Raw genomic sequence first — 14119 nt, 5'->3', positions numbered from 1 at the left:
TGGGGGGGGGCCCCGGCCCCCCCCCCCCACCCCCCCCCCCCCCCCCCCCCGGGGTTTGGGGGGGGGGGGGGGGGGGGCCCCCCCCCCGACCGTGGCCCGCGGGATGCGGGGGTCCTGTGGCACAGGGTCCGTCCTCAAGCTCCCCCAGAGCTGCCTCTGGGAGGTGCCCCCAGACGGGCTGGGGTTGCCCGGGGCACCCGCCGAGATTGCCCGGGGCGCCCGTCGTGGAGGGGCGTCCTGGGGTGCCCGGTGGGGTGGGGTGGCCGTGGTGCGGGCGCACGATCCCCCCCCGGGGTGACCGGATGGCGAGACGAGCACACACCCCCACCCCCGCGTGTGGCACACTCGCCGCGTGCTTTCGTTCGCCATGATTATCGGCAGCAGGCGCGCCGGTCCGCCGTGATCGCCTCGTACCACCCCGTACGACGCGCCCACCCGCCCCCGACCCGCGCGCCCACCTCTCGCACCCGCGAGGGGTTTTTTCGTTTTCCGGCCCCACCTCGGCCGAATCCGAACCGCACGCGAAAATAGGGGCAAGTGGAGCCAGAAATTCCGGGAGCCACTCACCCGACAGGAGTCACAGCAGCCATGACCAGACAGCCCACGGACACGGACACGGGCACGGCCACCGATGACAGCAGCCCCCTCGACGACAGCTTCCATGTCTTCGACACCACCCTCCGCGACGGCGCCCAGCGCGAGGGCATCAACCTCACCGTCGCGGACAAGCTGACCATCGCGCGCCACCTCGACGACTTCGGTGTGGCCTTCATCGAGGGCGGCTGGCCCGGCGCGAACCCCCGGGACACCGAGTTCTTCTCCCGCGCCCAGCAGGAGATCACCTTCCGGAACGCCCAGCTCGTCGCCTTCGGCGCCACCCGCCGCGCCGGTGCCAAGGCCGCCGAGGACCCGCAGGTCAAGGCGCTGCTCGACTCCGGCGCCCCGGTGATCACCCTGGTCGCCAAGGCCCACGACCGCCATGTCGAACTGGCCCTGCGCACCACTCTGGAGGAGAACCTGGAGATGGTCCGCGACACCGTCGCCCACCTCCGCGCCCAGGGCCGCCGGGTCTTCGTCGACTGCGAGCACTTCTTCGACGGCTACCGCGCCAACCCCGAGTACGCCAAGGCGGTCGTCCGTGCCGCCTCCGGCGCCGGTGCCGATGTCGTCGTCCTCTGCGACACCAACGGCGGCATGCTCCCCGCCCAGATCCAGGCCGTCGTCGCCACCGTCCTCGCGGACACCGGCGCCCGCCTCGGCATCCACGCCCAGGACGACACGGGCTGCGCCGTCGCCAACACCCTCGCCGCCGTCGACGCCGGCGCCACCCACGTCCAGTGCACGGCCAACGGCTACGGCGAGCGGGTCGGCAACGCCAACCTCTTCCCGGTCGTCGCCGCGCTGGAGCTGAAGTACGGCAAGACCGTGCTGCCCCCCGGCTCCCTCGCCGACATGACCCGGATCTCCTACGCCATCGCCGAGGTCGTCAACCTCACCCCCTCCACCCACCAGCCCTATGTGGGTGTTTCGGCCTTCGCCCACAAGGCGGGCCTGCACGCCTCCGCGATCAAGGTCGACCCGGACCTCTACCAGCACATCGACCCCGAGCTGGTCGGCAACACCATGCGGATGCTCGTCTCCGACATGGCCGGCCGCGCCTCCGTCGAGCTGAAGGGCAAGGAGCTGGGGGTCGACCTCGGCGACGACCGCGAGCTGGTCGGCCGGGTGGTCGAGCGGGTCAAGGAGCGCGAGCTGAAGGGATACACCTACGAGGCCGCCGACGCCTCCTTCGAGCTGCTGCTGCGCGCCGAGGCCGAGGGCAGGGCCCGCACCTACTTCCGCACCGAGTCCTGGCGGGCCATCGTCGAGGACCGCCCCGACGGCACCCACGCCAACGAGGCCACGGTGAAGCTGTGGGTCAAGGGCGAGCGCATCGTCGCCACCGCCGAGGGCAACGGCCCGGTCAACGCCCTCGACCGGGCGATGCGGGTCGGCCTGGAGCGCTTCTACCCGCCGCTCGCCAAGCTGGAGCTGGTGGACTACAAGGTCCGTATCCTCGAAGGCCGCCACGGCACGGACTCCACCACCCGGGTGCTGATCACCACGGGTGACGGCGCCGGCGAGTGGTCCACCGTCGGGGTCGCCGACAATGTCATCGCCGCCTCCTGGCAGGCCCTGGAGGACGCCTACACCTACGGTCTGCTGCGCGCCGGAGTCGACCCCGCCAACTGACGTACCAGCCGTACATGACGCTTGTCCGAAATAGCCATATTTCGGGTAGCGTCTCGGCTTATGAATATCAGGTTGTTCTCCGCGCTGTCCGGCGCCCTGGGCCTGTTGCTGGTGCTCCCGGCCGCCGCCGGTGCGGTCCCGGGGGCGCCGGCGGGCGCCGGCGCCCAGCGGGCGGTGGCCCCCGCGCCCCTGGCCGAAGGGCCCGCCGCCGTGGCGGAGGCCTTCCGCGAGGGCCCGGTCCATGTGGACCCGCGCGCCTCCGGACAGCTCTCCCGCGCCGAGGCGCGGGCCCTCTCCGACAGGATCAGGAAGTCGGGGAGACCGCTCTTCGTCGCCGTGCTGCCCGTCGCCGGTGAGTTCGCGCCGGACGGTCTGCTCCGGAACCTCCGCGCCGCGACCGGGATCGCCGGTCTGTACGCCGTCCGCCTCGGCGACGGTTTCGACGCGGGCGCCGACGGCGCCGTCCTGCCCCGGGGCACCGTCCGCGACCTGGTCGCGACGGTGCGGACCCCGCCGGGCGGGGACGCGGCGGCCCAGCTCGACAGCTTCGCCGGTCTGGCCCTGCCCCGGATGAGCGGTGCCGCCCCCGCCTCCTGGGGCACCCCCGAGGCGCGGACCGCCGACGACGGTACGAAGACCGGTGTGCTGATCGCCCTCGGCGCGGCCCTCGTGGCGGGCGCCCTGCTGGTGTACGGGATCGTCCGTTCGCGCCGCCGCGGGAAGGCGGCCGAGGAGCGGGCGGCGCTCGACAGGCTGCGGGTGGTCGTCGACGAGGACATCACCGCCTTCGGCGAGGAGCTGGACCGGCTGGACTTCCATCCGTCCGAGCGGGGCGCGGACGACGCCATGCGCGCCGACTACGAGCGCGCGCTCGACGCCTACGACACCGCGAAGTCCGCGATGGCCTCGGCCCGCCGGCCCTCGGACGTCCGCGCGGTCACCACGGCCCTGGACGATGGCCGGTTCGGACTGGCCGCCCTGGACGCCCGCCGCACCGGCCGGCCCGTCCCCGAGCGCCGTCCGCCCTGCTTCTTCGACCCGCGCCACGGCCTCTCCGTGGCCGAGCGGAGCTGGGCCCCGCAGGGCTGCCCGGCCCGTGACGTCCCGGTCTGCGCGGCCGACGCGGCCCGGCTGGACGACCACCTCGCCCCCCTGGCCCGTACCGTCGAGACGGAGACGGGCCGCCGCCCCTACTGGGAGGCGGGACCGGCGTACGGGCCCTGGGCCGGCGGCTACTTCGGCGGCGGTCTGCTCCCCGGGCTGCTGGCGGGCACCATGCTCGGTGCCGTGCTCTCCTCCCCGGCCTACGCGGCGGAGTACGGCGGCGACGACTTCGCCTCCGGCGCCTTCTCGTCATCGGACTTCGACAGCTCAGACTTCGGCGGCTTCGGCGGCGGTTTCGACGGGGGCGGCGGCGGGGACCTCGGCGGGGGAGGCTTCGGCGGCGGTTCCGACGGCGGCGGCGGTATGTGAGGCGCACGGCGGAGCGCCCGCCCGTGCCGTGGGGGGACGGCGGGGCGGGCGCGCTCGGGGGGTGCCGGCCAGGGGGCCCGGCCGGTCACGGGGTGCGGCGTCAGGCCGCCTTGATCGCCGAGATGTCGAAGTTCAGCTTGACCTTGTCGCTGACCATCACACCGCCGGTCTCCAGCGCCGCGTTCCAGGTCAGGCCCCAGTCGGAGCGCAGGATCTCGGCGCTGCCCTCGAAGCCGACCCGCTCGTTGCCGTAGACGTCCGTGGCCGAGCCGTTGAACTCCAGATCGATGGCGAGCGGGCGCGTCACGTCCTTGATCGTCAGCTCACCGGTCACCCGGTAGGCGTCGCCGCCGAGCTGCTCGGCGGCGGTGGAGCGGAACGACATCAGCGGGAACTGCTCGGCGTCGAAGAAGTCGGCGCTGCGCAGATGACCGTCGCGGTCGGCGATACCGGTGTCGATGGAGGCGATCTTCACATCGAGGACGGCCTCGGAGGCGGCCGGGTCCGCGCCGTTCAGCTTCAGCGTGCCCTCGTGCTCACCGAAGGAGCCCCGGACATTGGTCACCATCGCGTGACGGACGGTGAAGCCGATGCTGCTGTGGGCCGTGTCGATGCTGTACTCGCCGGTCAGGGCGGCGAGCGCGGGGTCGACGGGGGCGTCGACGACGGCGGTGGCGGTGGCGGACTTGCGGTTGAACAGACCCATGACGACTCCTGTGGGGGGACGGGCCCGGCGCGGTGGACGCCCGGCCGGTGATTCGGCGGTTCGGCGGTCGAGGCTCCGTCTCCGGGGCTTCACCTCCGAGGCTCCGAATCCGGGGGCCGGCATCCGAAGCGCTGTTGTTGAAGCTTCAACGAGAGCGACTGTAGACCTATTCCGTTCAAGTTTCAACTTCTTTGGACGGGGTCACCGGGAACGCGCTCTCCGGAGCCCGCGCCATGGACGCTCCCCGGCGCCCGCGGCCCGCCGTCGAGAGCGCGGCCGGCCCCGAAGAGGCTGTACGCCGAGCCCGCCGGCGCGGCCCTCGGCCTCTTCGCCGCCCACGGGGCCATCCGGCCCGGCGGCCCGACCGTCCTCGTTTCGTCCTCGTCCTCGTTCTCGTTCTCGTTCTCGTTCTGGTCCTCGTCCTGGTCCTCACCGGCTCCGGCCTCAGGGCCGCCGGCGCGATGGCGCGCGCCACCGCCCGGGGGCGTACCGCATGATCCCCGGCGGCGTCCACCACGCGCCCCGCAAACCACTCGACGGTGTCGTCTCCGCCCCCCGTACCCCGGGTAGCGTCCGCCCATGAGCGAACCAGCCCCCGGCGAACGCACCATCCTGGACACCAAGTTGGACCGGTCCTTCGACATGCTCGACACGGACGGCGACGGCCGTATCCGCGAGGCGGACCTGGTGTCCCTGGCCGCGAAGCTCGGCACCGCCTTCGGCGCCGACGCCCCCGGCACCGTCGCCCGGCTCCAGCAGTGCTTCGCCGTCCTGTGGGCCACCGACCTCACGATCATGGACGCCGAGGGCAGGGGCGCGATCGACCGGGCCGAGTGGCGGGCCGGTGTCCGCCACGCCGTCGCGACCGACCGCGAGGGCTTCCTCGGCCGCATGAGCGCGATGCTCCGGGCCTGGCTCGAACTGTGCGACACCGACGGCGACGGCCGCATCGACCGCGCCGAGTACACCACCATGTACGGCCGGACCCTCGGCCTCTCCGCCGGACCGCTCCACGAGGCCTTCACCACCATCGACATCGACGGCGACGGATACATCAGCCTGGACGAGGTCCGGGCCGCCGTTGAGGAGTTCTACACCAGCGAGGCCACCGACACCCCCGGCAACTGGCTCTTCGGCCCCCTGTAGCGGGCCGTGGACCCCGTCCACGCGCGCACCCCCGCCACCAGCTGCCGGGTGCCCTCCAGATACCAGCGGCTCCCCGGGAACTCCCGGGCGAGCCCCGACCGCAGCAGCGCGCTCTCCTCCTCCAGCCGCCGCACCCGCTCCCGTACCGCCGTGAGCGCCTCCTCCCGGGTCAGCCCGCGCTCCCGGCGCAGCACCACCACCATGTTGAAGCCGCAGTTCTGCTCCTCCTCCCGGGCCAGCGAGAAGAGATCGTTGATCAGGGTGGCGGCATCGGCGGTATGGGCCCGCAGCCGCCGCCAGGCGGGCCGCGCCCGCAGCCGCGCGGGCAGCTCGGCGCCCTGCACGTGCTCCAGCATGTTCATGAAGGGATACAGACCCCCGGCCCACCGGCGCAGCAGCGCCGACTCCGCCACCGAGGGCAGACCGCCTCGGGCCCGGTGGGCGGTCTCGGTGGCGAAGGTGCCCAGGGTCCGCGTCCAGTCCCCGGCCGCGCGGCGGCACCACAGCGCCGTCCTGCCCCGGCACTGCCGGTCCCACAGATCACACCAGGCGCCCACCACACCCGCACCGCCCAGGGAGCGGCCCCCGGGGGACCGCGTCACCCCGGTCAGCTCCCGGACCAGCGCCCGCGCCCCGGGCACATCGCGCCCCAGCGGACCGTCGAAGAGATCATCGACGACGGTGTACCAGCCGAGGATGTCGGTCAGCAGCCCCCGCTCCCCGCCCGGGGCCCCGGGGTAGGCCCGGCGTATCAGCTCCGGCAGCGCGTACGTGTGGTAGCGCTCCAGCTCCGCCTCCGGGAGGAGCCGGTGGCGCAGCAGCCACGCGCTGTGCTCGGGCTCGGGCTCCGGCGGACCGCCGGCCGGCTCGGGCTCCGGCGGGCCGCCGGCCGTCCCCGCCGTCACGGTGTGCTCCCCGCCCTCGTCCGCCGGGCCGAAGGGACGGCGGCGGGCGCCGCGCGCGGGACGACCGCCATGGCCACCCCGCGCGCCTGCACCGTGGTCCACACCAGCTCCCGGGGCCGTGCCCCCGACACCGGCACCGGACGCCAGCGGCGCAGCACCGCCGCCGCCACCACCGCCAGTTCCATCCACGCGAACGCCTCGCCCGCGCACCGGTGCCGCCCCGCGCCGTACGGCAGGAACAGTTCCCGGCCCGCCGCGCCCGCCCACCGCTCCGGGTCGAAGGCGAGCGGGTCGGCCCAGTGCGCGGGGTCGCGGTGCAGGGCGGTCAGGCTGTACAGCAGCTCGGTGCCGGCGGGGACGGCGTACGGTCCCAGCCGCACATCCCGCGCGGCGGTACGCATCAGAAACGCGTTGGGGGCGTGCAGCCGCAGCACCTCCCGCAGCACCCGGCGCAGATACACCAGCCGCCCGACCGCCGCCGGCGTCAGCCCGCCGCCGCCGTCGTGGCCGTCACCGGGGCCGAGGGCCTCCGCCAGCTCCGCCAGGACCTCGGCGTGCACCCTCGGCGCCCGCAGCAGCTCATGGAAGAACCAGGTCAGCACCGACGAGACGGTCTCCGTCCCCGCGCCGAGCACGGTGATCACCTCGGAGCGCACGGCCGCGTCGTCCAGCGGGGCCCCGGTGCCGGGATCGGTCGCCGACCGCAGCAGCGACAGCAGCGAGTCCACCCCGCCCGGGGCCCTCCCGGGAGCCGCCGCCACCACCTCGTCGACGACCCGGTCCAGCGCCCGCACCGCCGCGCCGAACCGCCGGTTGACCGGCAGCGGCAGCCGCGCGAACACCGGTCGCGGACAGAGCGACCGCGCGATCTGCCCCTTCACCAGATCCGGCAGCGCCCGGTGGAAGGCGTCCGCGGTCTCCGCCCGCAGCCGCACCCCCAACAGCGCCCGGGTGACGATCTCCAGCGCCAGCCGGTTCATCTCCGCCGCCACGTCCAGCACCCGCCCGGGGCGCCACCGTCCGGCGCGCTCCAGGGTCACCTCCTCCACCACCCGTATCCGCCGGCCGGCGCTCGCGGCGGAGAACGCGGGCCGGACCGCCCGCCGCCGGTCCCGGTGCGGCACTCCCTCCGACATCAGCAGCCCGTCGCCGAACGCCTCCCGCAGGGTGTTCTGCACGGCGCCGCGCGGGCACGGCCCCGCCAGGGCGGTCAGCAGCTCATGGACCAGGGCGGGGCTGGTGACCACCCACACCGCGCGCGGCCCGAGCGAGACCTCGACCAGCTCACCGGTCCCGGCGAGCGAGCCGAGGAAGCCGAGCGGGTCGCGCAGCAGGGCGGGGGAGTGCCCCAGCACCGGGACGCGGCCCGGTGCGGCGGGAACGGTCCGTGGGATCACTGTGGTCACCTGTTTCTCGCTCGGATACCGGTTCCCGGGAGCCGGTCCCCGCGCCACCGGCGCCGCCGCCCGCGCCCGCGGGTCCCGCCGGGCCGGGACGCGTTCACTCTCTTGGTGGTCCTCCCGCCGCCGCAAACCGCCTTCACCCGATCGGGTGGTGTTACGGAATCCCGCGCACTCCCGCCCCCTGAGGGAAGGGCGGAGCGCGTGCTAGACCGGACGGCAGGACCGCATCCGCACCCGCCCTCCGGAGGCTCCCGTGTCCCAGCCGTCCGCCTGGCCCCGCCGCACCGTCCTCACCGCCCTGGCCTCCCTGCCCGCCCTGGCCGCCGCCCCCGGAGCCGGAGCCGCCCCCGGAGCCGGAGCCGGGGCCCGGCCGGCCGCCGGAACAGCCGACCCGTACGACACCCTCCGGCTGCGCTGGGTGGAGATCGCCCTCGGCACCGGCTACGACCCCACCGCCGAGCCCTACGCCTCCCGCATCGCCGAGACCGCCCGCCTCGCCGCCTCCCACCTCGCCACCATGGACCCGGCGCCCGCCTCGCTCTGGCCCGGACTGCGCTACGACCCGCCCGCCGGGATCACCCGCAGCTACAGCCGGCTGTGGACCATGGCGCAGGCCCACGCGCACGCCCCCGCGTCCGGCACCGGACCCGCCCTCCTGGACGCCGTCCGCACGGGCCTCGACCATCTCTCCGCCACCGTCTACCACCCCTCCACCACCCGCTGGGGCAACTGGTGGGAGTGGCAGATCGGCAGCCCCCGCCTCCTCATGGACACCGTCGCCCTCCTCCACGACCGGCTCACCCCGGAGCAGCGGGGCGCGGCCTGCGCCGCCGTCGACCACTTCATCCCCGACACCCTGCTGACCGACTACTCGGGCACCTCCACCGGAGCCAACCGCGTCGACCTCTGCCGCTCCGTCGTCCTGCGCGGTGTCATCGGCCGCGACAGCGCCCGGATCACCCTCGCCCGCGACGCCCTGTCGCCGGTCTTCCCGTATGTCACCCGGGGCGACGGCCTCCACGCCGACGGCTCGTTCGTCCAGCACACCTGGGTCGCCTACTCCGGCACCTACGGACAGGTGCTCCTCGACGGCCTCGGCCGGCTCCTCACCCTGCTCGCCGGCTCGCCCTGGGCGGTCGACGACCCCCGCCGGCAGATCGTCCTCGACAGCGTGGAACGGGCCTTCGCCCCGCTGATCCACAACGGTCTCGTGATGGACGGCGTCAACGGACGCGCCATCAGCCGGGGCCTGCTCCGCGACGACGACCGGCGGGTGATGCGCGGCGACCACTTCCACGGGCACGCCCTGATCGCCGCCATCGCGCTGCTCGCCGGAGCGGCGAGCCCGGACGAGCGCGAGCGCTGGCACTCCCGCGTCAAGGGCTGGACGCGCCGCGACACCACCGTGCCCGTGCTGCGCTCCCCGCAGTTCGGGGTCGCCGACCTCGCGCGGCTCCACGCGATCGACGCCTCGGCGACGGCCGCCGCCCCCGAGCCCTCCGGGCACACCCTCTTCGCCGCCATGGACCGGGCCGTGCACCGGCGCGACGGATGGGCCGTGAACATCTCCATGGCCTCCGAGCGGATCGCGCACTACGAGTGCGGAAACGGCGAGAACCCGCGCGGCTGGCACACCGGTTCGGGTCTGCTCCTGTGGTGGCCCGCCCACGGCCAGGGCGGGCAGTACACCGACTGGTTCTGGCCGACCGCCGACCCCTACCGGCTCCCCGGCACCACCGTCTCCACCCGCCGTCTCGCCGACCGCGAGGGCGGGGAGTGGGGCGAGCCCCGGCCCGCCGCGCGCTGGGTGGGCGGCGCGACCGACGGGGAGTACGCGGCGGTCGGCCAGCACCTCCACGGGCTCGGCTCCACGCTCCGCGCCCACAAGTCCTGGTTCTGCGCCGACGACGCGGTCATCTGCCTCGGTGCCGGGATCGCGTGCGCCGACGGGGTGCCCGTCGAGACCGTCGTCGACAACCGCAACCTCGGCGCGAGCGGCACCGAAACCTTCGCCGCCGGCCCGGGCTGGGCCCATCTCGACGGGCACGGCGGCTGGGTCTTCCCGTACGGCACCCGGCGGCTGCGCACCCTGCGCGAGGACCGCGCCGGCGCCTGGAGCGACATCAACACCGGCGGCTCCACCGAGCGGGTCACCCGCCGCTACCGGACACTCTGGTTCGACCACGGCACCGATCCGCGCGCCGGCTCCTATGCCTACCTGCTGATGCCCGGTGCCTCCCGGCGCGCGGTGGCGGCCCGCGCGGCCGACCGCCGGTGGCTGCGCGTGCACGCCAACACCGCCGCGCGGCAGGCCGTCTCCGTGGACTCCCTGGGCCTGTTCGCGGCCAACTTCTGGCAGGCCGGTACGGTGGGGGCGCTCACCGTGTCCGCGCCCGCCGCCCTTCTCGTGCGCCGGGGTCGGGACGGCCGGACGGCGAGTCTGCGGCTCAGCGATCCGGTACGGACCGGGGAGCCGCTGGAGGTCGTCTGGCGGCGGCCGGTGCGCCGGGTCACCGAGCACGGCCCCGGGGTCGAGATCCTGGGCACCGGGGCGGCGCTGCGGCTGCGGCTCAGCGCGGGGACGGCGGGGGCGAGCCACCGCTGCGATGTGATCCTCGGCTGAGCCATTTGTGGGACCCCCACAAGGAACCACTCCTCTGTGCTGGTGGTTGGGGCGCTAGGCCAAATGGTTCTGTTGGAGCCACACAGGAGAACGGCCGCGAGACTGTACAGAGTCAACGGGACGGTTTTCTTGGTCCGATCCGTAGGGTCGGTACATGACCGTTGTGGACGAGACCCCGAGCGAGCCGACGGACGCCCGTGGGCGCGTGGCCGAGCTGCACGAGCTGCGGGAGCGGGCCCTGCGGGGGCCGAGTGACCGTGCGACCGAGGCCCAGCACGCCAAGGGCAAGCTGACCGCGCGCGAGCGCATCGAGCTGCTGGTGGACCCGGGCTCCTTCCACGAGGTGGAGCAGCTGCGGCGGCACCGGGCGGTGGGGTTCGGGCTGGAGGCCAAGAAGCCCTACACCGACGGTGTGATCACCGGCTGGGGCACGGTCGAGGGCCGGACGGTCTTCGTCTACGCGCACGACTTCCGGATCTTCGGCGGCGCGCTGGGCGAGGCCCACGCCACCAAGATCCACAAGATCATGGACATGGCCATCTCGGCCGGTGCGCCGCTGGTCTCCCTGAACGACGGCGCCGGCGCCCGTATCCAGGAAGGCGTCTCGGCGCTCGCCGGATACGGCGGGATCTTCCAGCGGAACACCCGGGCCTCCGGGGTGATCCCCCAGATCAGCGTGATGCTCGGCCCGTGCGCCGGCGGCGCGGCCTACTCCCCGGCCCTCACCGACTTCGTCTTCATGGTCCGTGAGACCTCGCAGATGTTCATCACCGGACCGGATGTGGTCAAGGCCGTCACCGGTGAGGAGATCACCCAGAACGGTCTGGGCGGCGCGGATGTCCACGCGGAGACCTCGGGCGTGGCGCACTTCGCGTACGACGACGAGGAGACCTGCATCGCCGAGGTCCGCTACCTCCTGTCGATGCTCCCGCAGAACAACCGCGAGAACCCGCCGACGGTGGCCTCCGACGACCCGGCGGACCGGCGCTCCGACGTCCTCCTGGACCTGGTGCCGGCGGACGGGAACCGCCCGTACGACATGCACCAGGTGATCGAGGAACTCGTCGACGAGGGCGACTATCTGGAGATCCACGAGCGCTGGGCCCGGAACATCATCTGCGCGCTGGCGCGGCTGAACGGGCAGGTCGTCGGGATCGTGGCGAACCAGCCGCAGTCCCTGGCCGGGGTGCTGGACATCGAGGCGTCGGAAAAGGCTGCGCGTTTTGTGCAGATGTGCGACGCTTTCAATATTCCGATCATCACTCTTCTGGACGTGCCCGGCTTTCTCCCCGGGGTGGACCAGGAGCACGGTGGGATCATCCGGCACGGCGCGAAGCTGCTCTACGCGTACTGCAACGCGACGGTGCCGAGGATCTCGCTGATCCTGCGCAAGGCCTACGGCGGTGCGTACATCGTGATGGACTCCCAGTCCATCGGAGCGGATCTGACGTATGCCTGGCCGACCAACGAGATCGCGGTGATGGGCGCCGAGGGTGCCGCCAACGTCATCTTCCGCAGGCAGATCGCGGAGGCCGAGGACCCCGAGGCCATGCGGACCCGCATGGTCAAGGAGTACAAGTCCGAGCTGATGCATCCGTACTACGCGGCCGAGCGGGGTCTTGTCGACGATGTCATCGACCCCGCGGAGACCCGCGAGGTGCTGATCGCGTCGCTCGCGATGCTCCGCACCAAGCACGCCGACCTGCCGTCGCGCAAGCACGGCAACCCCCCGCAGTGAGTGCTGCGGAGAGAACGGAGCCGGAATACCGATGAGTGCTGCTGCTGACGCTTCGCTGCTGCGGGTGGAGAAGGGGGAGTGCGAGCCGGAGGAGCTGGCGGCGATCACCGCGGTTCTGCTGGCCCGCGCCGCCGCGCACCCCGCCGCCGCGTCCTCCTCCCTCCCGCACCCGCCGTCCACCGCCGGCTGGCGCCGCCTCGAACGCCAACGCGGCTTCCAGCCCTCCCACAGCTGGCAGGGCTAACCCCTCCCCGGGATGCCCCGACCCCGGGACATCCCGTCCCCACCCCGGGCTCGCCCGGACCCACCCGGCCCGCCCAGATCCACCCAGCCCGTCCGGGGGCACCTCCCAGAAGCAGCTCCGGGAGAGCTCGAGGACGGCCCCCGCGCCACAGGTAACCCGAGCAGAATCAGCCCGTCTGGGGGCACCTCCCAGAGGCAGCTCTGGGGGAGTTTGAGGACGGCCCCCGCGTCACAGGTAACCCGAGCAAATTCAGCCCGTCCGGCGCTTGAGGACGGACCCCGAAGCACCGGACCCCGCACCCTGCGGGCCCGCGTCGGGGACCAGCCCCGAACCCCCGCGCCTCAAACTCCCCCGGAGCCGCCTCCGGGAGGTGCCCCCAGCGAGGCTGAATACGCCCAGCCCCCCCGGCTGACCCGGGTTTGCCCAGGGCCGGTGAGGCCGGATGGGGGCGCCCCCGGCGCCGAGGCCCCCGGGCGCCCGAGCCCTCCCGCGTTCAGGCCACCCCCGGACCCTCGGCGCACCCCCGGTGGGCAGCCCCCCGGAGGGGGGAGCCTCAGCGGAGGATCTCCGTGATCTCGGGGAGCAGCGAGGCCGGCAGAGCAAACCCCCAGCGCCGCGACGCCTCACGGAGCAACTCCCCGCTCCACTCCCAACTCGCCCGCGCCGCCCCCCGCACCTCCGCCTCCCGCGCCGCGCACGTCGTCCCCCGGTACCGCTCCACATCCCCCGCCGGCAGATCCGCCTCCAGCGCCCTGCTCGGCGTCAGCCAGTGCGCCGTGCTGCCGCGCAGCAGCCTGCACAACTGGAGCTGCTGCGGCGCGATCACCGTGTGCAGCAGCGCGTGCCCCCGCGCCACCTCCCCCCGCGCCAGCACATGCCCCAGCATCAGCGTCCAGTTGGCCAGCTCGTCGGCGAGCTGCCTCGCCGTCGCCCCCGGCTCCGGCGGCACGAACTCCGCCAGCTCCCGCGCCGCCGCCCCCAGCCGCCCGCTCCGGTCGAGCAGCACCGCCGCCCCCGGGTCCGGCAGATGCACCATCCCCCGCCAGCCGGCCACCGCCGCGATCCCCGGCCCGGCCTCCTCGACATGGAACTCCCCGCGCATCAGATCGTCGAAGACGACCGCGAGAATCCCGTACATGTTCGTGTACGCCAGCTTCAGCGGCGCCAGCCGCTCCACGAACCCGCGCCCGTCGAACCCCTCCGCCTCACCGTCCCGCACGAAGAGATACGCCTCGATGTCCGAGTGGGCGTCGGCCTCGCCGAGCGTCCAGGACCCGTACAGCAGTACGCCGTCGAGCAGCGGTTCGTCCTCGGAGATCCGGCGGAGCCGCTCGACACGGCGGTCCAGGGCGGCGGAGGACGACACAGGGCGGTAAGGCATGAAGGTCTCCTGAAGTGAGCGGGCAGACGGAGGAGACCCGGCGGCTCGCGCCGGGTCGCTGTCTCGACGGAACTGCTCCGCCCGATCAGGAAACTGCCATGCCGACATGGTAGAGCCCCCGCACTCCCGGTCACAGGGGATTACGGGGGCTCTCAGCGGGTACGCGTCAGCGCAGCCGGGCCATGAGGGCGTGTTCGACGAGGGTGATGAGGGCGCTTTTGGCGTCGGCGCGGTGGCGGGCGTCGGTGGTGATGATGGGGGTGTCGGG

10 protein-coding genes and 1 pseudogene are annotated in these 14119 nt (G+C 73.8%); 6 read left to right on the top strand and 5 right to left on the bottom strand.

The features are described from left to right. The first annotated feature begins 588 nt into the window (after positions 1-588). Together cimA and ABT122_RS31405 are read left to right on the top strand one after the other, a co-directional pair. Entirely contained in the window at positions 589-2232 is a 1644-nt protein-coding gene (gene cimA / locus ABT122_RS31410) for a citramalate synthase (protein WP_351559197.1), read from the top strand. 60 nt (positions 2233-2292) lie between these two features. Next, positions 2293-3705, top strand: a complete 1413-nt coding sequence (locus tag ABT122_RS31405; protein WP_351559195.1) for a hypothetical protein — start codon at positions 2293-2295, stop codon at positions 3703-3705. Between the two features lie 100 nt (positions 3706-3805). On the opposite strand, the gene ABT122_RS31400 is transcribed toward ABT122_RS31405, so the two are convergent. Continuing rightward, the gene (locus ABT122_RS31400; protein WP_351559194.1) at positions 3806-4411 is read right to left on the bottom strand and encodes a YceI family protein; all 606 of its coding nucleotides are present in this window, start codon (positions 4409-4411) and stop codon (positions 3806-3808) included. A gap of 579 nt (positions 4412-4990) precedes the next feature. Between ABT122_RS31400 and ABT122_RS31395 the strand changes: the two genes are divergently transcribed. Next, complete coding sequence (locus ABT122_RS31395) at positions 4991-5557, top strand: EF-hand domain-containing protein (protein ID WP_351559192.1); 567 nt, start codon at positions 4991-4993, stop codon at positions 5555-5557. On the opposite strand, the gene ABT122_RS31390 is transcribed toward ABT122_RS31395, so the two are convergent. Together ABT122_RS31390 and ABT122_RS31385 are read right to left on the bottom strand one after the other, a co-directional pair. Next, the gene (locus ABT122_RS31390) at positions 5503-6462 is read right to left on the bottom strand and encodes a terpene synthase family protein (protein ID WP_351559190.1); all 960 of its coding nucleotides are present in this window, start codon (positions 6460-6462) and stop codon (positions 5503-5505) included. The two genes, ABT122_RS31395 and ABT122_RS31390, sit on opposite strands and share 55 nt — an antisense overlap. After that, entirely contained in the window at positions 6459-7868 is a 1410-nt protein-coding gene (locus ABT122_RS31385; protein WP_351559188.1) for a cytochrome P450, read from the bottom strand. The genes ABT122_RS31390 and ABT122_RS31385 overlap by 4 nt, the downstream gene beginning before the upstream one ends. Positions 7869-8118: 250 nt before the next feature. Between ABT122_RS31385 and ABT122_RS31380 the strand changes: the two genes are divergently transcribed. From ABT122_RS31380 to ABT122_RS31370, 3 genes are all read left to right on the top strand, one after another. After that, positions 8119-10488, top strand: coding sequence for a polysaccharide lyase 8 family protein (locus ABT122_RS31380; RefSeq protein WP_351559186.1), 2370 nt, complete (start codon positions 8119-8121; stop codon positions 10486-10488). 154 nt (positions 10489-10642) lie between these two features. Next, the gene (locus tag ABT122_RS31375; protein ID WP_351559184.1) at positions 10643-12226 is read left to right on the top strand and encodes an acyl-CoA carboxylase subunit beta; all 1584 of its coding nucleotides are present in this window, start codon (positions 10643-10645) and stop codon (positions 12224-12226) included. 31 nt (positions 12227-12257) lie between these two features. Beyond that, positions 12258-12470 (top strand): acyl-CoA carboxylase subunit epsilon, encoded by a 213-nt coding sequence (locus ABT122_RS31370; RefSeq protein WP_351559182.1) that lies wholly within the window; start codon positions 12258-12260, stop codon positions 12468-12470. A gap of 553 nt (positions 12471-13023) precedes the next feature. Here the strand turns inward: ABT122_RS31370 and ABT122_RS31365 are convergent. Next, the gene (locus ABT122_RS31365) at positions 13024-13851 is read right to left on the bottom strand and encodes a nucleotidyltransferase domain-containing protein (protein ID WP_351559180.1); all 828 of its coding nucleotides are present in this window, start codon (positions 13849-13851) and stop codon (positions 13024-13026) included. A gap of 166 nt (positions 13852-14017) precedes the next feature. Further along, positions 14018-14119 (bottom strand): annotated as a pseudogene (locus tag ABT122_RS31360) (ATP-binding protein); the annotation flags it as partial.

It is taken from the genome of Streptomyces sp. NPDC001985 (assembly GCF_040296845.1).
Taxonomy (GTDB): Bacteria; Actinomycetota; Actinomycetes; order Streptomycetales; family Streptomycetaceae; genus Streptomyces.
Note: the sequence above shows the minus strand (reverse complement) of the source record. Positions and strands in the feature narration are given on the sequence as shown.